This is a genomic window from Paraburkholderia hiiakae (genome assembly GCF_904848665.1).
Lineage (GTDB): Bacteria > Pseudomonadota > Gammaproteobacteria > Burkholderiales > Burkholderiaceae > Paraburkholderia > Paraburkholderia hiiakae.
On record NZ_CAJHCQ010000022.1, the window covers coordinates 16,997 to 38,941 of the forward strand.

Annotated in this window: 22 protein-coding genes; 8 read left to right on the forward strand and 14 right to left on the reverse strand. The window is 64.9% G+C overall.

Going from position 1 to position 21,945, the window contains the following annotated elements; genetic code table 11:
* Positions 1-86: 86 nt before the first annotated feature.
* Positions 87-1,331 (reverse strand): MFS transporter, encoded by a 1,245-nt coding sequence (locus JMY28_RS31115; RefSeq protein WP_201699761.1) that lies wholly within the window; start codon positions 1,329-1,331, stop codon positions 87-89.
* Between the two features lie 379 nt (positions 1,332-1,710).
* Between JMY28_RS31115 and JMY28_RS31120 the strand changes: the two genes are divergently transcribed.
* Positions 1,711-2,397 (forward strand): orotate phosphoribosyltransferase, encoded by a 687-nt coding sequence (locus JMY28_RS31120; protein WP_028203433.1) that lies wholly within the window; start codon positions 1,711-1,713, stop codon positions 2,395-2,397.
* 94 nt (positions 2,398-2,491) lie between these two features.
* On the opposite strand, the gene JMY28_RS31125 is transcribed toward JMY28_RS31120, so the two are convergent.
* Positions 2,492-3,199: a response regulator transcription factor gene (locus JMY28_RS31125; RefSeq protein ID WP_201699762.1), complete on the reverse strand. Its 708-nt coding sequence runs from the start codon at positions 3,197-3,199 to the stop codon at positions 2,492-2,494.
* 337 nt (positions 3,200-3,536) lie between these two features.
* On the opposite strand from JMY28_RS31125, the gene JMY28_RS31130 reads away from it, so the two are divergent.
* Together JMY28_RS31130 and argC are read left to right on the forward strand one after the other, a co-directional pair.
* Positions 3,537-4,061, forward strand: a complete 525-nt coding sequence (locus tag JMY28_RS31130) for a YbhB/YbcL family Raf kinase inhibitor-like protein (protein WP_236597132.1) — start codon at positions 3,537-3,539, stop codon at positions 4,059-4,061.
* 152 nt (positions 4,062-4,213) lie between these two features.
* Positions 4,214-5,161: an N-acetyl-gamma-glutamyl-phosphate reductase gene (gene argC / locus JMY28_RS31135; protein WP_201699764.1), complete on the forward strand. Its 948-nt coding sequence runs from the start codon at positions 4,214-4,216 to the stop codon at positions 5,159-5,161.
* A gap of 238 nt (positions 5,162-5,399) precedes the next feature.
* On the opposite strand, the gene JMY28_RS31140 is transcribed toward argC, so the two are convergent.
* Together JMY28_RS31140 and JMY28_RS31145 are read right to left on the reverse strand one after the other, a co-directional pair.
* On the reverse strand, positions 5,400-5,765 hold the full coding sequence (locus tag JMY28_RS31140) for a response regulator (RefSeq protein WP_201699765.1): 366 nt from the start codon (positions 5,763-5,765) through the stop codon (positions 5,400-5,402).
* A gap of 252 nt (positions 5,766-6,017) precedes the next feature.
* Entirely contained in the window at positions 6,018-6,890 is an 873-nt protein-coding gene (locus JMY28_RS31145) for an NAD(P)-dependent oxidoreductase (RefSeq protein WP_201699766.1), read from the reverse strand.
* A gap of 139 nt (positions 6,891-7,029) precedes the next feature.
* Between JMY28_RS31145 and JMY28_RS31150 the strand changes: the two genes are divergently transcribed.
* Entirely contained in the window at positions 7,030-7,857 is an 828-nt protein-coding gene (locus JMY28_RS31150; protein WP_201699767.1) for a Mut7-C RNAse domain-containing protein, read from the forward strand.
* 116 nt (positions 7,858-7,973) lie between these two features.
* Positions 7,974-8,258: a hypothetical protein gene (locus tag JMY28_RS31155; protein WP_201699768.1), complete on the forward strand. Its 285-nt coding sequence runs from the start codon at positions 7,974-7,976 to the stop codon at positions 8,256-8,258.
* A 74-nt stretch (positions 8,259-8,332) separates the two neighbouring features.
* Here the strand turns inward: JMY28_RS31155 and JMY28_RS31160 are convergent, their stop codons facing one another.
* Entirely contained in the window at positions 8,333-8,554 is a 222-nt protein-coding gene (locus tag JMY28_RS31160) for a hypothetical protein (RefSeq protein WP_201699769.1), read from the reverse strand.
* A 454-nt stretch (positions 8,555-9,008) separates the two neighbouring features.
* On the opposite strand from JMY28_RS31160, the gene JMY28_RS31165 reads away from it, so the two are divergent.
* Positions 9,009-9,932 carry a DMT family transporter gene (locus JMY28_RS31165; RefSeq protein ID WP_201699856.1) on the forward strand — a complete coding sequence of 308 codons (924 nt, stop codon included), beginning with the start codon at positions 9,009-9,011 and terminating at the stop codon, positions 9,930-9,932.
* 627 nt (positions 9,933-10,559) lie between these two features.
* On the opposite strand, the gene JMY28_RS31170 is transcribed toward JMY28_RS31165, so the two are convergent.
* The 6 genes from JMY28_RS31170 to JMY28_RS31195 all read right to left on the reverse strand — a co-directional run bounded on the left by JMY28_RS31170 (position 10,560) and on the right by JMY28_RS31195 (position 17,452).
* Entirely contained in the window at positions 10,560-11,327 is a 768-nt protein-coding gene (locus tag JMY28_RS31170; protein ID WP_236597128.1) for an SIR2 family NAD-dependent protein deacylase, read from the reverse strand.
* 270 nt (positions 11,328-11,597) lie between these two features.
* Complete coding sequence (glmS, locus tag JMY28_RS31175; RefSeq protein WP_201699770.1) at positions 11,598-13,424, reverse strand: glutamine--fructose-6-phosphate transaminase (isomerizing); 1,827 nt, start codon at positions 13,422-13,424, stop codon at positions 11,598-11,600.
* A 72-nt stretch (positions 13,425-13,496) separates the two neighbouring features.
* Positions 13,497-14,858 (reverse strand): bifunctional UDP-N-acetylglucosamine diphosphorylase/glucosamine-1-phosphate N-acetyltransferase GlmU, encoded by a 1,362-nt coding sequence (gene glmU / locus JMY28_RS31180; protein ID WP_201699771.1) that lies wholly within the window; start codon positions 14,856-14,858, stop codon positions 13,497-13,499.
* A 201-nt stretch (positions 14,859-15,059) separates the two neighbouring features.
* Positions 15,060-16,031: a tRNA 2-thiocytidine(32) synthetase TtcA gene (gene ttcA / locus JMY28_RS31185; protein ID WP_201699772.1), complete on the reverse strand. Its 972-nt coding sequence runs from the start codon at positions 16,029-16,031 to the stop codon at positions 15,060-15,062.
* Positions 16,032-16,034: 3 nt separating this feature from the next.
* The gene (locus JMY28_RS31190; protein ID WP_201699773.1) at positions 16,035-16,430 is read right to left on the reverse strand and encodes a dihydroneopterin aldolase; all 396 of its coding nucleotides are present in this window, start codon (positions 16,428-16,430) and stop codon (positions 16,035-16,037) included.
* Between the two features lie 203 nt (positions 16,431-16,633).
* A complete protein-coding gene (locus JMY28_RS31195; RefSeq protein ID WP_201699858.1) occupies positions 16,634-17,452 on the reverse strand; it encodes an SDR family oxidoreductase in 819 nt (272 codons plus the stop codon).
* A 52-nt stretch (positions 17,453-17,504) separates the two neighbouring features.
* On the opposite strand from JMY28_RS31195, the gene JMY28_RS31200 reads away from it, so the two are divergent.
* Positions 17,505-18,707, forward strand: coding sequence for a class I SAM-dependent methyltransferase (locus tag JMY28_RS31200; protein WP_201699774.1), 1,203 nt, complete (start codon positions 17,505-17,507; stop codon positions 18,705-18,707).
* An 18-nt stretch (positions 18,708-18,725) separates the two neighbouring features.
* The gene (locus tag JMY28_RS31205; protein WP_201699775.1) at positions 18,726-18,920 is read left to right on the forward strand and encodes a DUF2905 domain-containing protein; all 195 of its coding nucleotides are present in this window, start codon (positions 18,726-18,728) and stop codon (positions 18,918-18,920) included.
* Positions 18,921-18,939: 19 nt separating this feature from the next.
* On the opposite strand, the gene JMY28_RS31210 is transcribed toward JMY28_RS31205, so the two are convergent.
* The 3 genes from JMY28_RS31210 to JMY28_RS31220 are packed head-to-tail and all read right to left on the reverse strand — an operon-like array spanning position 18,940 to position 21,840.
* The gene (locus tag JMY28_RS31210; protein WP_201699776.1) at positions 18,940-20,181 is read right to left on the reverse strand and encodes a multifunctional CCA addition/repair protein; all 1,242 of its coding nucleotides are present in this window, start codon (positions 20,179-20,181) and stop codon (positions 18,940-18,942) included.
* Positions 20,178-20,828, reverse strand: coding sequence for a glutathione S-transferase family protein (locus tag JMY28_RS31215; protein WP_201699777.1), 651 nt, complete (start codon positions 20,826-20,828; stop codon positions 20,178-20,180). Before JMY28_RS31215 ends, JMY28_RS31210 begins: the two co-directional genes overlap by 4 nt.
* A gap of 55 nt (positions 20,829-20,883) precedes the next feature.
* Positions 20,884-21,840 (reverse strand): complex I NDUFA9 subunit family protein, encoded by a 957-nt coding sequence (locus tag JMY28_RS31220; protein ID WP_201699778.1) that lies wholly within the window; start codon positions 21,838-21,840, stop codon positions 20,884-20,886.
* Positions 21,841-21,945 lie beyond the last annotated feature (105 nt).

The window sequence follows — 21,945 nt, forward strand, 5'->3', positions numbered from 1 at the left end:
CGTGGGTCAAAGACTGATACCGGGAATTCGCAGGGCCGATCATGCGGCCGCGCGCAGCGCGCTTTCGTCTTACCGATGCGCCGTGCTCATTCGAGCGCCGCGCCGCGCCGTTCGGGAATCAGGAAGAGGGTCGCGACGATATCGAGCACGTAGATGGCGGCGAGCATGCCGAGCGCCACCGTGAAGGAGTAGCGCGCGGCCAATGCGCCCACGGCGAGCGGCCCAAAGCCGCCCACGGCGCGGCCGATGTTGAACAGCACGTTCTGCGCGGTGGCGCGCGCGGCGGTCGGGTACAGCTCGGAAATGAGCGCGCCATAGCCGCCGATCATGCCGTTGACGAACACGCCCATCGCCGCGCCGCCAATCAGCAGCGCAAACGGCGTGGAAAGCTGCGCGTAGACGAACACCATGACCACGGCGCCGGCTTGATAGAACAGAAAGGCGGGCCGGCGGCCGAACCGGTCGGCCGCGATGCCGAAAAGCCAGATGCCGAGCGCCATGCCGGCAACCGTCGCGGCAGTCCAGAGGCCCGACTTGGTGAGCGAATAGCCGAAGGACTTCGAGAGGTAGGCGGGCAACCAGATCATCAGCCCGTAGTAGCCGAAGTTCTGCACCGAGCACAGCACGGCGACGCCCAGGCTCGCGCGTGCGGTGCGCGCATCGGCCACGAGCATGCGCAGCGCGCGCGGGCGCTCCGCCTTGGCCGCGACGGCCACGCGCTGCGCATGCGCGACGAAAAGCTCGGGCTCTTCCACGCGCCGTCGCACCACGAACGAAACGACCGCCGGCAGCAGCCCGATGGCGAACATACCGCGCCAGCCGATCAGCGGAAGCAGCAGCGGCGTGAGCAGCGCCGCGGCCAGCACGCCCAGTTGCCAGCCGAGCCCGACATACGACGACGCCCGCGCGCGCAGTTGCGCGGGCCACGCCTCGGCAACGAGCGCCATGCCGATGCCGAATTCGCCGCCCAGTCCGATGCCCGCGATCGTCCGGTAGACGAGCAAGTCGCCATAACCGCGCGCCAGGGCGCACATCCCGGTGAAGACGGCGAACAGCAGGATGGTCCACGTGAGCACGCGCACGCGCCCGTAGCGGTCGCTCAAGAGCCCGAAGACGATGCCGCCCACCACCGCGCCGATGAGCGTCCACGTGACGAGCGCGCCCGCCTGCGCGCCGGAGAGATGCAAATCGGCGCTGATCGCGGGCAGCATGAAGCCGAGCATCAGCAGATCGAAGCCGTCCATGGCGTAGCCGAGCACCGAAGCGACGAGCGCACGCAGGGCGTGGCCGCTCGGGGTGGTGGCGGAGGCGGGCGGAGAAACGGCGGTCATGTGGGCAATCCTGAGAAACGTGCGCTGACGGGAAACGCAAACCGGCGTGAGTCTAAAGGGCGTGGCCGGGCCGTCACAACCGCGCTGCAAACCGCGCGCACGACAACGTACACAGCGGCACCACCGGCGTTCGCGCCCCACATAGCCGTCGCCGGTTGCCGTCGCGACTCGTCGGCAATCGTCAAGTCGGGTAAAATACCGGCCTACGCGCGCATGAGAAGCCGTCCGGACTGAGCGAGTCGTCCTGATCGATGTTGACAGACGATCGACGCCCCCGGGCCGCGCACCGCAGGCGCCGAAGCCAGGCTTCGAGCCCGCCGTGCCAGCGCCACTGGGCCACGCGCCCACCCCTCCCGCACTCATATCCAAGGATTCGCCCATGACAGGCTACGATCGCCAGACGATCTCGGACGCAACCGCGAAAATGCTGCTCGAAGTGAAGGCCGTGCACTTCAACGCCGAAAAGCCCTTCATCTTCACTTCCGGCTGGGCGAGCCCGGTCTATATCGACTGCCGCAAGCTGATCTCCTATCCGCGCGTGCGCCGCGGCCTGATGGAAATGGCCGAAGCCACGATCTTGCGCGACGTCGGCTACGAGCAGATCGACGCCGTCGCCGGCGGCGAAACCGCGGGCATCCCGTTCGCGGCATGGCTCTCCGACCGCCTGATGGTGCCCATGCAGTACGTGCGCAAGAAGCCGAAGGGTTTCGGCCGCAACGCGCAGATCGAGGGTCTGCTCACCGAAGGCCAGCGCGTGCTGCTCGTCGAAGACCTGACCACCGACAGCCGCAGCAAGATCAACTTCATCAACGCGCTGCGCACGGCCGGCGCGCAGGTGAACCACTGCTTCGTGCTGTTCCACTACAACATCTTCAAGGAAAGCGTCTCGGTCCTGAAGGACATCGACGTCGACCTGCACGCACTCGCCACGTGGTGGGACGTGCTGCGCGTCGCCAAGGAATCGGGCTACTTCGAAACGAAGACGCTCGACGAAGTCGAGAAATTCCTGCACGCACCGGCTGAGTGGTCCGCTGCGCACGGCGGCGCGACCTCGGCACCGCAGTAAGCGCACAAGCCGTACAAGCGCGATCGCATAGCGAAAAGGCCATCTGCCTCCTCGGCAGATGGCCTTTTTTTCTGGCCGGCGCACAGCAGCGGGCTTAATGCGCCGTTTGTGCCCCACCGCCCTCGTCTGGCACATCGGGCGCGTGCGAAGAGAGATTGAGCAAGCCATTGCTCTGCGCGTACTGGAAAAGTTCGGAGTCACGATCGAGTCCGAGCTTGCGCATCGCCGTGTTCTTTTGAGTACTGATGGTCTTAATACTTCGACTCAGTTTCTCGGATATTTCCTTAATGGTCATTCCCGAAACGAAGAGTCGCACGACTTCGAGTTCTCGCTTTGAGAGGATCACTTCGTCGGTTTTCCCGCCGCTGTTGATGCGCAATTGATCGAGCGCAACCTTCACCTGGGGGCTCATATATTCGAGATTGCGACTCACATGCTGTACCGCGAGGCCGATGTGGCTCAGATCGTCGGACTTGTGCACCACCGAGATCACGCCAAGCTCGCTCAGACGTTTGAGCAGTGCGGCATTTTCGAGCATCGTCAGGACGACGATGGGAACGTTCGGAAAGTTGCGCCGCAGATAGCCGATGAGCGGCAAACCGTCGCCGTACTGGCCGCCCGGCATGGCGAGATCAGTGACCAGCACGTCGCAGGGAACCGTTTGCAACGCCTTGACGAGTTCCGTGGACTGGCGAGCACGGCCAACGACCTGGATCCCTGGAAAATTGAGTAGTGCATGTTCCGCACCAAACAAGATCACCGGATGATCGTCGGCGACTACGACCCTGATTGGTTGCTGCATTACCCCTCCCTGTAGGCAAACCTGCTTCTCTCTCCGGCGCGGGGCCATCCCATATTTCGCTTCTTGTTTCTGGCGCCCGACGGCTTCACGTGCCCAAGCAGGAGAATGTACGACTATAGCGGAATCCTCCCGCTCATTCTGTACGCGCGCAAGCGAAAGCTCGCTCGCTTAATACCGCTATATTGGATCAAATTCGGACTAGGGAACAAATCAAACCTTTCCTTCAGGACTACGTGGCCCGAATTTCACAAACATACAGGAGAACTCGCTGATGCGTACTCCATATGACTTTGATCCAGGTTGCACGCGTCGTGCAAGCGTATTCACGTGGCTCGCCATGGCGAGCGTCGTGACGACCGTCAACCTAGCCTACGCAGGCGAAAATTTCACAGTATCGAGCGCCGATTTCAGTGACGGCGGAAAAATCGGATCACGCCAGATTTTCAACGATGCAGGCTGCAAGGGGCCGAACCAATCGCCAAGTTTGACCTGGCGCAATGCTCCTGCCACTACGCGCAGTTTTGCCATTACGATCTTCGATCGCGACGCGCCTGCGCGCGGCTGGTGGCACTGGGCAGTTGCAAATATTCCCGCAAGCGTGAAGAGCCTGCCGGAGAACGCCAGCGCTTCGGGCGCGCTGCGCAAGCTCGGCGCGATCGAAGCACGCAACGACTTCAACATCGACGGCTATGGGGGACCGTGCCCGCCGCCGGGGAATCCCCATCGCTACGTCATCACCGTCTATGCGTTAAACGTCGACACGCTCCCGCTCGCGCAAGGCCGCCCCGCGGCGCTGTTCGATCGCGAGATCAGCGGCTCGACGCTCGGAAGCGCGCAAATCACTGTGACGTATGGCCGCTGACCGGGAGCGACTGACCCGCTGCCTTAGGGGTAAGCCCCGGTTTTTTTCCAGGCGCGTTCACACGTGCGTCGGCATGACGTCTTAAAATACCGTTCCAGCGCCGCCCTGGGTGATGGCGCCCCGCAATCCCCACCGCGTTCAGAGAGACTGAGATGAGCACGAAAGTTTTTGTCGACGGACAGGAAGGCACGACCGGCCTGAAGATTTTTGAATACCTGTCGCCGCGCACCGACGTCGAGATCCTGCGTATCGACGATGCAAAGCGCAAGGACGTCGAGGAACGCCGCCGTCTCATCAATGCTTCGGACGTGACGTTCCTGTGCCTGCCCGACGTCGCCTCGCGCGAGTCGGCCTCGCTCGTGGAAAACGACCGAACCGTCCTCATCGACGCGAGCACGGCGTTTCGCACCCAGGCCGACTGGGCGTACGGCCTGCCCGAACTGACCAAAGCCCAGCGCGACAAGGTGCGCAAATCGAAGCGCATCGCGGTGCCCGGCTGCCACGCTTCGGCGTTCATCCTCGCCATGCGCCCGCTCGTCGAAGCCAGGCTCGTCGCGCCGGAATTCGCCGCGCACAGCTACTCGCTCACAGGCTACAGCGGCGGCGGCAAGAAAATGATTGCGGAGTACGAAGCGGGCGGCAACGCGAAACTCGCGAGCCCGCGCCCCTACGCACTCGGCCTCACGCACAAGCATCTGCCGGAAATGGCGGTGCATGGCGGCCTGAAGTCGGCGCCGGTGTTCACGCCGATCGTAGGACCGTTCTACAAGGGTCTCGCGGTCACGACCTATTTTTCACCGAAGCAGCTCACGCGCGGCGCAAAGCCGCAGGACGTGCAGGCGCTGTTCGCCGAGTACTACGCGGGCGAGCAATTCGTGCGCGTCGCGCCCTTCAACGCCGATGAAAACCTCGACGCCGGTATGTTCGACGTTCAGGCGAACAACGACACGAACCGCGTGGACCTGTTCGTGTTCGGCAACGACGAGCAGTTCGTCACCGTTGCGCGCCTCGACAATCTCGGCAAGGGCGCATCGGGCGCGGCGATCCAGTGCATGAATCTCGCAATTGGCGCGGACGAGAATACCGGCCTGCATGCCTGAAGCATGCGCGGTTTGCAGCGCAAACAAAAAACCGGCTCGCTGAGCCGGTTTTTTTATGTCCGATGCTTTGCGCCGGCGCAAAACGTGCAGACGAAAAAAAGCCCGCCAATGTTTGGCGGGCTGAATCCATATCAGAGGAGACATGGAGGAGACAAGAGCCAGTATATCGACTAGCGTGATGCAATGCAACATGTAAAGTAGTGCGCACCCTGAATGTTGCGCTACAACAACACACCTGTCATTGTCCCGTCATAGACAGGATGAACATCAACTGATCGAGTCCCACAGGCCGCACAAGATGCACGTCGAAGCCCGCCGCGAGCGCCTCGTCTCGGTGGCGCGACTCGCCCCAGCCGCCGAGCGCGATCAGGAGCGGAGCGCGCGCACCGCTAACCGCGCGCAATTGCCGCACGATCGTTCCGGGCTCGTCCTGCGCAAGCGTAAGCGCCATGATTGCCACGTCGTGCGCGCCGCGCGCGGCAAGATCGAGCGCCTCGTCGAGCGTGCGAGCCACAGATACGCCGTAGCCAAGATCGGTCAGCAAGGTGCTGAGCCCGTCGAGCGACTTCTCGTCGTTGTCGGCGATCAGGATGCGCGTCTCCATCCGCCGTTCTCCTACCCTGAAATTGGCCACGCAGTCAGATCTCTCGTTCGATCCGGTGCGCGCCCTGTCGTCGTCATCGGTTCCCCGTCCCCACATCGCGGGCGGCGCCGCAAACCCGGCCGCCGTCCGTCGAGATGCGCCACATTGTGCTTAGCCGCCCGCCAGGTCTTTGTGCGTCACCGAGCGGTCGTCTGAAGATTTTGATCGCAAAACGGCCGCGAACGTTCGCCGAGCCTCATTGCGCCCCGGTATTCAGCCACGGCCCGCGCGCCGCGCAGCCACCTTGCCGAGCACGGCGAAGTCGCGGTCGCCGTCGCCGTGCGCCACGGCTTCGAGCAGACTGTCGTGCAGCACACTCGCGAGCGGCATCGGCGTCGCGGCGGCAGCGGCGGCGGCCAGTGCGAGCCGCACGTCCTTCAGGCCGAGGCGCGCCTTGAAGAGCGCGGGCTCGTAGCGCCGCTGCGCGATCATGCCGCCATAGCCCGCATACACCGGGCCCGGAAACGGACCGGCTGTCACGACGTCGAGGAAGTCGCGCATCGCGACGCCATAGCCGTCGAGCAGCGCCGCCGCCTCGCCGAGCGACTCGACGGCCGAAGCCAGCATGAAGTTCGCGGCGAGTTTCATCACGTTCGCCTGCTGCGGTACTGCGCCGACGCGCCACGTCTTCTGGCCGATCACGTCGAAAAGCGGCTGTACGCGGTCGATCGCCTCGGTCGCCCCTGCCGCCATGATCGTGAGTTTCGCCGCCTGCGCGGCGTCCGGGCGCCCGAGCACCGGCGCCGCCACGTAGTGCAATCCGCGCGCGGCATGCGCCTGCGCCAGCGCTTCGGCCAGTTCGACGGAAATGGTCGCCATGTTCACGTGCACGAGGCCTGGCTGTGCGTGATCGAGCAGCGGCGCGTCAATGACCTCGCGCAGCGCGGCGTCGTCGGCGAGCATCGAGAGCACGGCGTCGCCCGCGAAGGCCTCGCCCGGCCTGCCGACGATGCGCGCGCCCGCGTCGGCAAGCGGCTGCGCCTTCGCAGCCGTGCGGTTCCACACTCGCACCGTGTGGCCGGCCTTCAGCAGATTGCCGACCATCGCACCGCCCATTTCGCCAAGACCGATAAATCCGATGTCCATCGCCTGCTCCTTCCATGAAAAACGAGGGGAAACCCCGGGAAAGGTGCAGTACAGCACAAGGCGGGCCGCGCTGCAGGCGGCCTCTCACGCCGCGCGAACGCACGCACGCGCTCCGGCGGGCGGTGCGATACTGCTTTGCATGGTCACCGCCACCTTTCGCTTTTACGAGGAGCTGAACGACTTCCTTGCGCGGCCGCTGCGCCAGCGTGCGTTCAGTTGTGCCTGCGCGCGCGACGCCACGGCGAAACACATGATCGAAGCGCTCGGCGTGCCGCATACGGAAGTCGAATTGATCCTCGTGAATGACGAATCGGTCGGATTCGACCATCCGCTCGCGGACGGCGACCGCGTAGCCGTCTACCCGAAGTTCGAAGCGCTGGACATCCGGCCGCTGCTGCGCGTGCGCGACGCGCCGCTGCGCGAACTGCGCTTTGTCGCCGACGCACATCTTGGCGGCCTGGCGCAACTCCTGCGGCTGGCCGGTTTCGATACGCTCTACGACAACCACTTCCCCGACGACGAGATCGAAGCGCTCGCCGCCGCCGAGCATCGCATCGTGCTCACGCGCGACCGCGAACTGCTCAAGCGGCGCAGCATCACGCATGGCTGCTACGTGCGCGCGCTCAAGCCGCGCGCCCAGGTCCATGAGATTTTCGAGCGGCTCGATCTTGCGGCAAGCGCGCGGCCGTTCCGGCTGTGCCTCATGTGCAACGCACCACTGCGGCCCATCGAGCGCGCCGCGGTCCGCGAGCGCGTGCCCGCCGGCGTCTACGACCGGCAGACGCGCTTCGTGACCTGCGACGTCTGCCAGCGGGTGTTCTGGGAAGGCTCGCATTGGCAGCGCATGCGCACGCTGATTGACAGCCTCACGCGCCCCACGGACGAAGCCCACGCGGCACACAACGGGCACAACGCGCACGACCGGCGCAACAGCCACGAAGGGCCGGATCACAGCGACGACGCGTAGTGGTATTCACGGCTACGCGATGCGGCAAAAAGGCGCTCAAGCGGCACTAGCCGCGATGGACGCACGCAGGCGTTTGCGTACAATGCGCGCCACCGCCCAACACCGGAGCACGACATATGACCATGAAGAAAACCGACCTTGAAAAGAACAAGGCGCTGAAACTGATGCAAGCGACGAACAAGAGCGGGCCCGACCGCTTCGGCAAGAGTTCGGCGCAGCCGGCACTGGACCGCCGCGAACAGCGCAAGCTGGACCAGGCACAAGGGCTCGTGCCGTTCGCGTGCAAGCTCAACGCCGATCTCGTCGAGAAGTTGAAGACTCGGGCCGAGGGCCATCCGGGCGGCGTGAACGGCCTGCTCGCCGAATTGCTGGAAGCCGGGCTCGCGGGCGACGCGTCCTGAACGTTCACCCGCGGCGAGCGCGTAAAAAAAAAGCCAGAGCAGACGCTCTGGCTTTTTTACGGCTGAAGGGCGCTTTAGTTAGCTTGGCCCTTGTCCGACGTGCCGGCGGCCGATGCGCCTTCCGACACAGCGGCGCGCTTGCCGTGGTGCTTGAGTTGCTTGTGTTGCTTCTTGGCCTTGGCCGGTGCGCTGGCTGCCGGTGCGGTTGCTGCCGGTGCCGAAGCGTCTTGTGCGAATGCCTGAACCGAAATCAGTGCTGCGGATGCTGCGACGAGCGAGGCGAGAATCTTTTTCATCTGTTGTTCCCCAAACCTGACAAATAATGACCGGCACGTTGTGAATTAGAACAGCGTGAAACCGCGAAACGATCCGCTTGCCGATCTGAGCGGGCGTTTCGCGCGAAGCAGTATTACGCAGCGTAGGGCGTTTGTCATCCGCAAATGGCCGGGTGTATTTTCCGGGAGACAATTCCCTTTCAATTCGGATACGATCGTCATTTACGCGTTCGTTTTCCGGAAGTTCGTTGTCTTTTCACGTAATACGCTGAATCGGCCTACCCCGAGTGAATTCGGGCCAGATTATCGCCCGGTTCAGCTGCAATCGCGAAAAAAGGGCAAGCCGCCCCTTGCGCAACAGGACAGCGCGCGCCACGCGCGCCAACCGTCGAAAACGCTGTCGCGCCCGTTTCCCGCGAAAAGAGATCTCCGCTTGCAATCCGCCACCAGCCGCCACCTGCGCGCCAATCTGTTGATGCTGACCGCCGCCCTCATCTGGGGCTCGGCATTCGTCGCCCAGCGACTGAGCCTCGACGCCATCGGCCCGTTCCTGTTCACCGGCCTGCGCTTCCTGCTGGGCGCCGGCGTCGTCTCCTGCTTCTTGCTGGTACGCGGCCGCACCAGTGGGCGCCGTGCAGCGGGCAGCGGCAACGCGGCGGCCCCCGCGCTATTCAACGGCGCGCTGCTGCGCTCGGGCACCGTGCTCGGCCTCGTGCTGGCCGTCGCTATCTCGCTTCAGCAGATCGGGCTCGGCTACACGAAAATCGCCAACGCCGGCTTCATCAGTTCGCTCTATGTCGTGATCGTGCCGATGCTCGGCGTGCTGCTGCGCCATCGCACGGGAATCGGCACATGGGTCGGCGCTGCGCTCGCTGCGGTTGGGCTCTACTTCCTCAGCATCAACGAGCACTTTGCGGTGATGTACGGCGACTGGTTCCAGCTCGGCTGCGCGCTCGTGATTTCGATCCAGGTCATGCTCGTGGGCCACTACGCGCCACGCCACGACCCGCTCGCCCTCTCGATCGTTCAGTTCGTCGCCTGCGGCGTGGTCTGCCTCGCAATCGGGCTCGCGTGCGAACCTCTGCGTGCGGCCGACATCGTGCGCGCCGCGCCCACCATCCTCTATGGCGGCGCGCTTTCGGTGGGCATCGGTTATACGCTGCAGGTCGTCGCGCAGCGCGACGCCGCGCCCGCGCACGCCGCCGTGATCTTCAGCATGGAAGGCGTGTTCGCCGCGCTCGCGGGCTGGGCCGCACTCGGCGAAACGCTCACGCCGCGCGCACTCGCCGGTTGCGCGCTCATGCTTGCAGGCTTGCTCGCCTGCCAACTGCTGCCGGCCTGGCAAGCGCGACTGCGCGCCCGGCAGCGTGCAACTGCGCAGCCAGCCGAAACGGCGTAAAGCGCGACACAATTTCTCGGCGTTGATATCGCGCCCTGCAGTTCCTTTTAACGAATGGCGTCGCTATTAAGCGGCGCCATTTTTTTCGTGTGGATAACACGTGATTGCGCCGCCCCGGGCCAGGTTATCCACGCCCACCTCTGGATAACCTGGGGACGACCCGGCGAACGACCTGTGGACCACTTCTTGATAACCACGCGCCGGGCGTTGCGGTCTGAAAAGTTATCCCAGGAGCTCGCAACGCGTACAAGCTTTGTCCGCATGGCTGTCCGTTTTGCATCGGTATGAGCCGTCAGGTAATTTTCCTGTTGTCCACAGTTAATGCCAGGACTTGTTAACTGTTACTACTTATAAATATAAATACTGAAAAGACTATGGGATACACGCGACGCTCGCTGCGCTCGCGTGCTGCGCATTCGTGCAAAGTCGTTGTGCTTTGTCTTGAATCGGGCGCGCGAACATCGTGACACGCGACCCGTCTGCGTGCTCACGGCGGGTCGCGCCGCTACTTCATGACAACACGAGATGAAAAAGGAGAAGGCGACTGTCGGATGCACGCGCACATGAAAAAGGGCGTACCTCCCGAGGAGGCACGCCCTTGCTGAATGCAGCGCGTGAGTATGGACGCTAGCCGCCCGCCATCATCCGCTCGATAGTCGGTTCGAGATCGAGCAAACCAACGGTCGCGGGCTTGGCCTCTACGACGCCGAAGCATTCCGTGCGCCGCGGCACCGGATCGACGAGGAAATTGCGCGCGTAATGCCCGCAACGCTCGGGGGGCAGAAGCCGCTCGGGCGGGATCACCTCGAACGCCGTCCCCACAGCGATGAAGAGATCGTCAGGCGTCATGTCGCTCTGAATGCGCCAGAGCGTCTCGTACTCGGGCGCGGCCTCGTTGAAGAACACCACACCGGGCTTCACGCCCTCCACCTGCCCGCACGACGGACAGGCGGCCTGGGGATCGAGTGCCCGGCCGGAGGCCGGGAAGCGATAGTCGCAGTCGGTGCACAGAAGCGAAATCATGTCGCCGTGCAGATGCGTGACCTGGCGCGCGCCGGCCTGCTCGAGCATGTCGTCGATGTTCTGCGTGATGAGATGCACGCGCTCCGTGCCCCAGGCGTTCTGCCACTTCGCAAGCAGTTGATGGGCGGCGTTCGGGCGCGCGTCGCCGCATTCGGCGATGCGCTGATTGTAGAAGCGGAAAACCGCGGGCCGGTTGCGGCGCCACGTGAGGTAGTTGCAGACCTCGTCGATGCTCGCGTGGGACCAGATGCCGTCGCCGGTGCGGAAGGTCGAAATGCCGCTCTCCGCAGAGAGGCCCGCACCGGAAAACACGAACAGGCGGGGTAGTCTGCCGGACTGCCCCGGTTGCCGGGATTGCGCCACGTTTGCCACTTTCGCCTCCTTGATCGAACGGCGACATTATGACCTTACAGCGGCGTTTCGGCTGAGGTTCGCAGTGGCCATGCGCTCTCACGGTCCCAGCGAGCGCGCTGCGCGGCCTCAGGGGCGACGCAGCGCGTCAGACCATCCGAGGCCACACTGCGAACCGCAGCAGCCGCCTGAGCGGCCTCTCAACGGCTCCTGCTGCGATCGACAAATAAAAAAGGGGATGCCATTACGGCATCCCCTTTTTCAACAGGCACGATCAGCGCGCGAAAAAACTCACTCCACCGTCACCGATTTCGCAAGATTGCGCGGCTTGTCCACATCGGTGCCGCGCACGCACGCCGTGTGATACGCGAGCAGTTGCAGCGGCACGACGTGCAGGATCGGCGAAAGCAGCCCGTAGTGCTCCGGCATCCGAATCACGTGGATGCCGTCTTCGCTCGTGATATGCGTATCGGCATCGGCGAACACGTACAGCTGGCCGCCGCGCGCGCGCACTTCCTGCATGTTCGACTTGAGCTTTTCGAGCAGCGCGTCGTTGGGCGCCACCGTCACCACGGGCATCGCCTCGGTTACGAGCGCAAGCGGTCCGTGCTTGAGCTCGCCTGCCGGATAAGCCTCGGCGTGGATGTAGGAGATTTCCTTGAGCTTGAGCGCGCCTTCGAGCGCGATCGGATAATGCAGCCCGCGCCCGAGGAAAAGCGCGTTTTCCTTGCGCGCGAACTCTTCCGCCCACGCGATGATCTGCGGCTCCAGCGCGAGCACGCCGTTGAGCGCGGCCGGCAGGTGACGCAGCAGTTTCAGGTACGCGGCTTCCTGCTCTGCATTCACATGACCGCGCAGCTTGCCGAGCGTGACCGCGAGAATGAAGAGGCCAACGAGCTGCGTGGTGAACGCCTTCGTCGATGCCACGCCAATCTCGCGCCCCGCGTGCGTGAGGAATTTGAGTTCGGTGAGGCGCACCATCGCGCTCGTCGCCACGTTGCACACGGCGAGCGTGTGCTCCATGCCGAGCGACTGCGCATGCTTGAGCGCGGCGAGCGTGTCGGCGGTCTCGCCCGACTGCGAGATCGTCACGACGAGCGCGCGCGGATTCGGCACCGACTCGCGATAGCGGTATTCGCTCGCGATCTCGACATCGGTGCGGATCTTCGCCACCGACTCGAGCCAGTACTTCGCCGTGAGGCCCGCGTAATAGCTCGTGCCGCACGCGAGAATCAGGATGCTGTCGATACCCTTGAACACCTCGAGCGCGTTGTCGCCGAAAAGCTCGGGCGTGAACGTGTCGGTGGCGGGAATCGTGTCCGAGATCGCGCGCGGCTGCTCGAAGATTTCCTTCTGCATGTAGTGGCGATACGGGCCGAGATCGACCGCGCCGCCGTATGCGCCGTAGGCCTGCACGTCGCGCACTTCGCGCGTCACGATGTTGCCCGCGCGATCGGCAATGCGCACGCCTTCAAGCGTGATCTCGCACACATCGCCTTCTTCCAGATAACTGATGTGCTCGGCGCTGCCCGCGATGGCGAGCCCATCCGACGCGATGAAGTTCTCGCCCTTGCCATAGCCCACCACGAGCGGCGAACCCGCGCGCGCACCGACCACCGTATGCGGCTGGCTCTTGTGCACCACGCCGATCGCATACGCGCCCGCGAGCTGCTGCACGGCCGTGCGCACGGCGGCGAACAGGTCGCCTTGATAAAGGCTGTGGATCAAATGGGCGATGACTTCGGTGTCGGTCTGCGAAACGAACTCGTAGCCCTTCGCGCGCAACATTTCGCGCAGCGACTCGTAGTTCTCGATGATGCCGTTGTGCACGATCGCGAGCGTGTCGCGCGAGAAGATCGGGTGCGCGTTGTTCACCGTGGGCGCGCCGTGCGTCGCCCAGCGCGTATGCGCGATGCCGGTCACGCCTTCGAAGTGCGCCTCGCGGACCTGCTCATCGAGCTCGGCTACGCGAGCGACGCTGCGCACACGCTGCGGGCCGTCGGCCGTCACGACGGCCACGCCGCACGAGTCGTAGCCGCGATATTCGAGGCGCCGCAGTCCTTCGATCAGGACGGGAACGATGTTACGTTGCGCAACCGCGCCGACGATGCCGCACATGAATTCGATCCTTTGCAATGAGAGGCGTGGGCGCCGCGCGTTTTCACGCGAGCGGCGCCGGGTTTGAACCGTTCAGTTCTTTTTCTTGACCGGGCGAACGTAGCCGGTTTTCGCGATCTGCGTTTTCTCGTTGAGTACGAGCGTGGCTTCAGGCACGTCCTTCCACACCGTCGTACCCGCCGCGATGGTCACGCCGCGGCCCACGCGCACGGGAGCGACGAGTTGCGTATCCGAACCCACGAACACGTTGTCCTCGATGATCGTGCGGTGCTTGTTCGCGCCGTCGTAATTGCAGGTGATGGTGCCCGCGCCGATGTTCACGCCCGCGCCCACGTCGGCGTCGCCTACGTAGCTCAGGTGATTCGCCTTCGAGCCCGTGCCGATGTTCGCGTTCTTCACCTCGACGAAGTTGCCCACGTGCACGTCGTCGGCGAGTCTGGCGCCCGGGCGCAGTCGCGCATACGGTCCAAGCACCGCGTTCGCGCCAACCGCTGCGTTTTCGATATGCGTGTAAGCGTCCACGCGCGTGCCCGCACCGATCGACGCGCTGCGAATCACGCAGTTCGGGCCCACGCTCACGTTGTCCGCCAGCGTCACCTCGCCTTCGAACACGCAGTTCACGTCGATGAACACGTCGCGCCCACACGTGAGCGAGCCGCGCACGTCGATGCGCGCCGGGTCCGCGAGCGTGACACCCGCCACGAGCAGCGCCTCGGCCACCGTGCGCTGATGCACGCGCTCGAGTTCGGCAAGCTGCTGCTTGCTGTTCACGCCGAGCGTTTCCCATTCGTCGTCGGGCTGCGCGGTCACGGCCGGATGACCGGCTGCGATCGCGGCTTCCACGACATCGGTGAGGTAATGCTCGCCCTGCGCGTTGTCGTTCCCGAGCGCCGCAAGCCAGAGCGCGAGCGGCGCGGTAGGTGTCACGACGATGCCGGTATTGATCTCGGCGATCTTGCGCTGGGCTTCGTTGGCGTCCTTCTGCTCGACGATGCGCTCGACCTTGCCGGCAGCGTCGCGCACGATGCGGCCATAACCGGTCGGGTCGTCGAGCGTGACGGTGAGGATGCCGTAGCCGTTCGGGCCGGCGGTCTCGACAAGACGCTTGAGCGTGGACGCGCGCGTGAGCGGCACATCGCCGTAGAGCACGAGCGTGGGCACGTTCGCGTCGAGCAGCGGCAGCGCCTGCGCGAGCGCGTGGCCCGTGCCGAGTTGCTGCGCCTGCAGCGCGAACTGGACGTCGGGCGCGCCAACGGCTTCGCGCACGGCTTCGCCGCCATGGCCGACCACGACGACGAGCCGGGTGGGCGAAAGCGTGCGGGCAGTATCGATAACGTGCGAGAGGAGCGGCTTGCCGGCGAGCGGATGGAGCACTTTCGGCAGCGCGGAGTGCATGCGTTTGCCCATGCCTGCCGCGAGGATCACGATGTTCATTGCATCAGTGACTGGATGAGGAATGAAGCGGCTGATTTTAGCATGCGGGATATCCCCGACACGCCGGCCAGACCGGCTCTCGTGCCCCGATAAACACTGTTTTACAACTGCTTTTCGGGACATCGGCCCGAAATGAAAAACGCTCCGATTCGGGGTCGGAGCGTTTAAGACAAACCGCAGTGCCGGCTTGAAACGCGCGGCTTAAAGATCGTCGAACGGCGTGAACTTGATCGCCGTGCCTTCCGCGGGCGCCGGGTCGGTGGAGCACGGCTCCTCGTCGAATGCGATATCGCCGGCCGCATCGGCCACACCCGTCGCGCGCAGGTCCGCGAAGTTGAACAGGTTCGCGTCCATGAGGTGCGAGGGCACGACGTTGCCGAGCGCGTTGAACATGTTCTCCACGCGGCCCGGGAAACGCTTGTCCCACTCGCGGATCAGCGCCTTCATCTCCGCGCGTTTCAGGTTCGGCTGGCTGCCGCACAGGGTGCACGGAATGATCGGGAATTCGCGCAGCACCGCGTACTTCTCGAGATCGGTTTCCTTCACGTACGCGAGCGGCCGGATCACGACGTTCTTGCCGTCGTCCGATTGCAGCTTGGGCGGCATGCCCTTCAACTTGCCGCCGTAGAACAGGTTCAGCAGCAGCGTCTGAAGAATGTCGTCGCGATGATGGCCGAGCGCGATCTTGGTCGCGCCCAGTTCGCCCGCCACGCGATACAGAATGCCCCGGCGCAGGCGCGAGCACAGCGAGCACGTGGTCTTGCCCTCGGGCACGAGACGCTTGACGATGCTGTACGTGTCCTGGTTCTCGATGTGGTACGGCACGCCCACCTTGTCGAGGTACTCGGGCAGCACGTGCTCCGGAAAGCCCGGCTGCTTCTGGTCGAGGTTCACCGCGACGATGTCGAAGTCGATCGGCGCGCGCTCGCGCAGGCGCAGCAGCACGTCGAGCATCGCGTAGCTGTCCTTGCCGCCCGACAGGCAGACCATGACCTTGTCGCCGTTCTCGATCATGTTGTAGTCGCCGATCGCCTGGCCGACCTGACGCGCGATGCGCTTGAACAGCTTGTTGTTCTCGTAGGCTTCCTTCTGCTCGCGGCGCGTGAGCACCTGGCGGCCCGTCTCTTCGGTCGCGGCGTCCTCGCCGACGCTTAGCGTTTCGGGGGCGTTCATGAATCAGTCCTCTTTGATGCGAAAGACCTCGACGCCCACCGCGTCGCAGTCAGGATAAACGTCGGGCTTTTCGGTCGAGACGCGCACCGCGCGCACGAGTTCGTGCGATAGGAGCGCGGCGGCGAGATCGTCGCAGAGCGTCTCCTGCAGATGGATATGGCCACGGCCCACGCGCTCGGCGACGGTCGAGCGCATGAAGTCGTAATCGACGACTTCGCGGAGCTTGTCCTCGTTGGGCGTGGTCGAAGCGAGCGGCACGAACAGATCGACGTTGATGACGACGCGTTGTTCGCCGCGCTTTTCGAAGTCGTGCACGCCGATGTTGATGTGCACTTCGTAGTCGCGCAGGAAAAGCCGGCGGCAATCGGCGAGCCGGGGGTGAAGCAAAACGGTGGACATGTCAGTTCCAGTCGATAAAAGCGTGCGTTCTTTCGCACGTATGCCGGCGCGGCGCGCCCGGCGGGTCGTTCAGCCGGTCTGCAAAACCGCTCGTGCGCGGCGGCTTGCGTTCCTTTGTCTTCGTTAGCACCACTGGCTCGCAGTCCTGCGCGCAGCGGGCTATGCATTTAGTTGCAAATCTTGGTGCAACCAACGTTTGGGCTTCAGCCGCCCGTCAAAAACATCACGTCGCGCGGCAGCGGCACGAGGTGCTGGCCGCCGTCCACGACGAGCGTCGTGCCCGTCACGCCCGAAGCCCGCGCGAGATACAGCGCGGCTTCCACGAGATCCGCGGGCCGCGACGCGCGCTTGAGCGGCGTGACCTGGTGCGCGGCCGCGAAGCTCTCCGGCGTCTGGTCGCCCGACTGCAGCGTCAGGCCCGGTGCGAGCCCGACCACACGCACCTTCGGCGCGAGCGCCTGAGCGAGCGCAACCGTGGCGTTCTGCAACGCGGCCTTCGTCAGCGTGTACGACAGATAGTCGGGATTCATGTTGTACAGCTTCTGGTCGAGCACGTTGATCACACACGTGCGCAGCGTCTCGTCATCCACCGCTGCCTCGGGCGTTGCCTCGTACAGCATGCGCGCCAGCACGAGCGGCGCGCCCACGTTGATCGCCATGAGCTGCAGCAGCTTCGTGTAGCCCACATCCCGCGCGGTGTCCTCGTCGAAGCGCGACGCATTGTTGAGCACGCACGCAGGACGACCGAGCGCCGCGGCGCAGTCCGGCACGAGCCGCGCCACCTGGGCTTCGTTGCCGAGGTCGGCGTGCAGCGCCACGGCCCTGCGGCCCAGCGCCGCGATTTGCGCGACGACTTCGTCGGCGGCCTCGCGCGACTCGCCGTAATGCACCGCGACGTCCCAGCCGCGCGCGGCAAAGCCGAGCGACAGCTCGCGGCCAATGCGGCGCGCTCCGCCCGTCACCAGCACGACGGGCGCCTGGGTCTCAGAATCGGGGCGCGATCCTTCGCCGGATGCGCTCATGTCGGCGTCGGCCGGGCGGATGCCGGGAGTTGCGCTCATTTACAATGCCGGGATGAATCCGAAAGCTCACGAACCCGATAGTTTACCTGTTCCCGAGGCGATCGCGCTCGCGCAGTCCGAGGCGCTCGCGGCCACGCTGCGCGCCGAGATCGCGGCGGCGGGCGGGTGGCTCCCGTTCGACCGCTACATGGAGCGCGCGCTTTACGCGCCGGGACTCGGTTACTACAGCGGCGGAGCACGCAAGTTCGGCCTCTTCGCCGACGACGGCAGCGACTTCGTGACCGCGCCCGAACTGTCGCCGCTCTTTGCCGCGACGCTCGCGCGCGCCGTGGGCGAAGCGCTCGCCGCCAGCGGCACGCACCGCCTGATGGAATTCGGTGCCGGCACGGGCCGCCTCGCGGCGGGCGTGATGCTCGCACTCGACGCCGCAGATGTGCCGTTCGACTCCTATGCAATCGTCGATCTATCGGGCGAGCTGCGTGAGCGCCAGCGCAAGACAATTGCGCAGCTCGCGCCGGCGCTCCTCGATCGCGTGACATGGCTCGACGCGCTGCCTGCGCAGTTCGAAGGCGTCGTGATCGGCAACGAAGTGCTCGACGCGATGCCGGTGCGCCTCTTCGCGCGCAAGGACGCGGTGTGGCATGAGCGCGGCGTGAGCGTAAGCGCAGAAGGCGCCCTCGCCTTCGCCGATCAGCCCGCGAATTCCGGACGCGATGCCAACTGGCCCGCGAGCGCGCTCGCGAGTGTGGAAGGCAGCGAAGACTACGTGACCGAAACACACGAAGCCGCGCTCGCGTTCACGCGCACGGTTTGCGCGATGCTCCAGCGCGGCGCGGCGTTCTTCATCGACTATGGATTTCCGCGCCACGAGTACTACCATGCGCAGCGCGCGCAAGGCACGCTGATGTGCCACTACCGACACCGTGCGCACGGCGACCCGTTCCTGTATCCCGGCTTGCAGGACATCACCGCGCACGTTGAATTCACGGGCATCGCGGAAGCCGGCGTCGAAGCGGGCGCGGATCTGCTTGGCTACACCACGCAGGCGCGCTTTCTGATGAACGCGGGCATTACCGAAGTGCTCGGCGAAATCGATCCGCGCGACCCGCAGCGCTTCCTGCCCGCCGCGAACGCGGTGCAGAAACTCGTTTCCGAAGCGGAGATGGGCGAGCTATTCAAGGTGATCGCGTTTTCGCGCGGCATCGACGAGACCATCGCGGCATTCGTGCGCGGTGACCGCAGCCACACTCTCTGACGCTCACGCCACGCGACCATGATCCGCTGGTTCCTCACCACCTTCATCGCTGTCGCGATTCTCTCCAGTGCGCAGCCTTGGCTCAAAAAGCTCGGCATCGGACGGCTGCCCGGCGACGTCACGCTGCGTATTTTCGGCCGCGAGTATCCGCTGCCATTCATGTCGACGCTCGTGCTGTCGATGGCGCTCTCGTTTATCGTGCGCGCGCTCTGAGCGAGCGCGCGCAATGCGCTCAAGCCGTAGCGAGCGCGCCTTCCACCGCCGCCACGCGCGCCTCGTGCACCGCTTCCTTGATCTTCTCGGCGCCGCCACGCTCGATCGAGCGCGCAATCGCACCCGCATCCACGCCGCGCGCGGCCACGAGCGCCACGCGCAAGCGTTCGGCCTGCGGATAAGGCGCGTTCTCCCAGTTCAGCCGCCCGCGCAAATCCGCCTCGCAGGACTGCAGTGCCTCGGCAAAACGCGCCGGTTTGCGCAGGGCGTCGCAACGCTCGAGCATGCGCACGAGCGCCGCCGCCCCCATGTCCATCACGCGATGCACGTTGCCATGCTCGCGCGCGACCAGCACCGCGAGTTCGCGGCAATCGTTCGGCACGCGCAGACGGTCGCACAGCGGCTTGAGCAGATCGACGCTGCGCCCCTCGTGGCCAATGTGACGCGGCAGCACGTCCTCGGGCGTCGTGCCTTTGCCGAGATCATGCGTGAGCGCAGCGAAGCGCACCGGCAGCGTGTAACTTTGCGCGGCCGCATGGTCGATCACCATCATCACGTGCACGCCCGTATCGACTTCCGGGTGATAGTCGGCGCGCTGCGGCACACCCCATAGCACGTCGACCTCTGGCAGCACGCGTGCAAGCGCGCCGCAATCGCGCAGCACCTCGAACATGCGCGAAGGCTTCGCCTCCATGAGACCGCGGGCGATTTCCTGCCACACGCGCTCGGGCACGAGCGCATCGACTTCGCCCGAAGCGACCATCTCGCGCATGAGTTCGAGCGTTTCGGGCGCGACGGTGAAATCGGCGAAACGCGCGGCAAAGCGCGCGATACGAAGAATGCGCACAGGGTCTTCGAGAAACGCGTCGCTCACGTGGCGAAACACGCGGGCTTCGAGATCGCGCGCGCCGCCGAACGGATCGACGACCTCTCCCGTCAGCATGCCGCCCGGTTGCACTTCCTGCGCCATTGCGTTGATCGTGAGGTCACGCCGCGCGAGGTCTTCCTCGAGCGTCACGTCGGGCGCGTAGAAGAACTGGAAGCCGTGATAGCCCGCCGCGGTCTTGCGCTCGGTGCGCGCGAGCGCGTACTCCTCGTGCGTTTCGGGATGCAGAAAGACCGGAAAGTCCTTGCCCACGGGACGATAGCCCTGCGCGGCCATCTGCTCGGGCGTCGCACCCACCACGACATAGTCGCGGTCGCGCACGGGCAGCCCGAGCATCTCGTCGCGGATCGCGCCGCCTACGACATAGATCTTCATTCGTCGTCGCGTTCGTCGTCGGCGACGATGTGCGTTTCGCGGCGCGCGGCTTCCACCCACTCGGCCACCGCGGGCAATGCGCTCACACGCTGCGCGTATGCCGCCGCTTCGGGCGAGAGCTTCGGCTGGTAGCTATTGAAGCGCATGACGACCGGCGCGTACATCGCGTCGGCAATGGTGAATTCGCCGAACAGGAACGGGCCGCCGCTCGCGGCGAGGCACTCGCGCCAGAGCGCGTCGATGCGTGCGATATCGGCGAGCGCACCCGGCGTTGCACCGGCGCCAGGCTTGGCCTTGCGGATGTTCATCGGCATGTGGTTGCGCACTTCGCCGAAGCCCGAATGCATCTCCGCACTCACGCTGCGCGCGCGGGAGCGTGCGTTCGCGTCGCGCGGCCACAGTGCGAGCTGCGGGAAGCGCTCGGCAAGCGTCTCCGCAATCGCGAGCGAATCCCACACGGAAAAGCCGTCGTCGCAGACGAGGCACGGCACCTTGCCCGAGTCCGAGAACGCGAGGATTGAGGACTTGGTGCCCGGCTCGTCGAGCTCGATCAGCACTTCCTCGAACGCAATGCCGAAGTGCTTGAGCAGCACCCACGGGCGCATCGACCACGACGAATAGTTCTTGTCTCCGATTACGAGCTTCATTGTTCACATGACCATAGTGAGTTGAAAGAGCGCCGGCTGGTCGTCCGCTTATTGGCTATCGACCGGCACTGGCGCGAAAGATGTTCAGCCGCGAGCGCAGCGAGGCGTCGGCGAGATAGAGCGGCGCGATCGTCTCGATGCTCGCCGGCTCGATGTCGAGCTCGGGTGCGAGCGGCCCGGTGAGCACGCTGTCCACCTTCATCGAATCGAGATTATCGCGTGTGAGCACCGGCACGCCGGGCGCCATCTCGAACGACAGCGCCTGCAAGCGCCCAAACGCATCGGGCAGCCGCATGATGCGTGCGTGACGGCCCACCACTTCGCCGCAATACTGTAGCAACTGCTCGAGCGTGTAGACCGTCGGGCCGCCGAGTTCGTAAGTGTGCCCACTCGCGGCGTCGAGATCGAGCACGTTGACGATCGCCTTTGACACATCGCCCACGAACACGGGCTGGAACTTCGCGTCGGGCATGGCGAGCGGAATCATGGGAAAGAGCCGCTGCAGCAGCGCGAAGCGGTTGAGGAACGTGTCTTCGGGACCGAACACGACCGAAGGCCGGAAGATCGTCGTGGCAAGCGCCGTGGCCGCGTGCACGGCTTTCTCGCCGTCGCCCTTCGAGCGCAGATACATGCTTGGCCCGCGCTGATCGGCGCCGAGCGCGCTGATGTGGATGAGGCGATGCACGCCCTTGCCCTCGCAGGCGGCGACGATCTTGGTGGGCAAGTCGACGTGCAGCTTCGCGAAGCCCGGCCCGTAGGGATCGCCGCGGCCGCCATTGAGCGTGCCGACGAGATTGATGACCGCGTCCGCGTTTTCGACGAACGCCGCGAGCGCGACCGGATCGGACACATCGGCCTCGATCACGTCGACGGGCAGCAGGGTGAGATGGCGAGCGTTGTAACGGCGGCGGGTGGCGACGCGCACGTCCTTGCCCGCCTCGACGAGCGCGTTGACGAGATGGCTGCCGATGAATCCCGAACCGCCGATGACCGCAATGGCTTGATGTCTCATCTTCGACCTCCTCGGGCAGACGGCGCCGCCGCGTACGAGGTCCGGTTCGTCCCGCAGCGCGCCAGCCAGAAGGCGGAGCGCGCGGCGTGCCGTCATGCCGCGCGC

Bases quoted from the DNA above. Each gene is read 5' to 3' on its own strand.
- JMY28_RS31115 (WP_201699761.1), bottom strand. From the start codon at position 1,331: ATGACCGCCGTTTCTCCGCCCGCCTCCGCCACCACCCCGAGCGGCCAC.
- JMY28_RS31120 (WP_028203433.1), top strand. From the start codon at position 1,711: ATGACAGGCTACGATCGCCAGACGATCTCGGACGCAACCGCGAAAATG.
- JMY28_RS31125 (WP_201699762.1), bottom strand. From the start codon at position 3,199: ATGCAGCAACCAATCAGGGTCGTAGTCGCCGACGATCATCCGGTGATC.
- JMY28_RS31130 (WP_236597132.1), top strand. From the start codon at position 3,537: ATGGCGAGCGTCGTGACGACCGTCAACCTAGCCTACGCAGGCGAAAAT.
- argC (WP_201699764.1), top strand. From the start codon at position 4,214: ATGAGCACGAAAGTTTTTGTCGACGGACAGGAAGGCACGACCGGCCTG.
- JMY28_RS31140 (WP_201699765.1), bottom strand. From the start codon at position 5,765: ATGGAGACGCGCATCCTGATCGCCGACAACGACGAGAAGTCGCTCGAC.
- JMY28_RS31145 (WP_201699766.1), bottom strand. From the start codon at position 6,890: ATGGACATCGGATTTATCGGTCTTGGCGAAATGGGCGGTGCGATGGTC.
- JMY28_RS31150 (WP_201699767.1), top strand. From the start codon at position 7,030: ATGGTCACCGCCACCTTTCGCTTTTACGAGGAGCTGAACGACTTCCTT.
- JMY28_RS31155 (WP_201699768.1), top strand. From the start codon at position 7,974: ATGACCATGAAGAAAACCGACCTTGAAAAGAACAAGGCGCTGAAACTG.
- JMY28_RS31160 (WP_201699769.1), bottom strand. From the start codon at position 8,554: ATGAAAAAGATTCTCGCCTCGCTCGTCGCAGCATCCGCAGCACTGATT.
- JMY28_RS31165 (WP_201699856.1), top strand. From the start codon at position 9,009: ATGCTGACCGCCGCCCTCATCTGGGGCTCGGCATTCGTCGCCCAGCGA.
- glmS (WP_201699770.1), bottom strand. From the start codon at position 13,424: ATGTGCGGCATCGTCGGCGCGGTTGCGCAACGTAACATCGTTCCCGTC.
- glmU (WP_201699771.1), bottom strand. From the start codon at position 14,858: ATGAACATCGTGATCCTCGCGGCAGGCATGGGCAAACGCATGCACTCC.
- ttcA (WP_201699772.1), bottom strand. From the start codon at position 16,031: ATGAACGCCCCCGAAACGCTAAGCGTCGGCGAGGACGCCGCGACCGAA.
- JMY28_RS31190 (WP_201699773.1), bottom strand. From the start codon at position 16,430: ATGTCCACCGTTTTGCTTCACCCCCGGCTCGCCGATTGCCGCCGGCTT.
- JMY28_RS31195 (WP_201699858.1), bottom strand. From the start codon at position 17,452: ATGAGCGCATCCGGCGAAGGATCGCGCCCCGATTCTGAGACCCAGGCG.
- JMY28_RS31200 (WP_201699774.1), top strand. From the start codon at position 17,505: ATGAATCCGAAAGCTCACGAACCCGATAGTTTACCTGTTCCCGAGGCG.
- JMY28_RS31205 (WP_201699775.1), top strand. From the start codon at position 18,726: ATGATCCGCTGGTTCCTCACCACCTTCATCGCTGTCGCGATTCTCTCC.
- JMY28_RS31210 (WP_201699776.1), bottom strand. From the start codon at position 20,181: ATGAAGATCTATGTCGTAGGCGGCGCGATCCGCGACGAGATGCTCGGG.
- JMY28_RS31215 (WP_201699777.1), bottom strand. From the start codon at position 20,828: ATGAAGCTCGTAATCGGAGACAAGAACTATTCGTCGTGGTCGATGCGC.
- JMY28_RS31220 (WP_201699778.1), bottom strand. From the start codon at position 21,840: ATGAGACATCAAGCCATTGCGGTCATCGGCGGTTCGGGATTCATCGGC.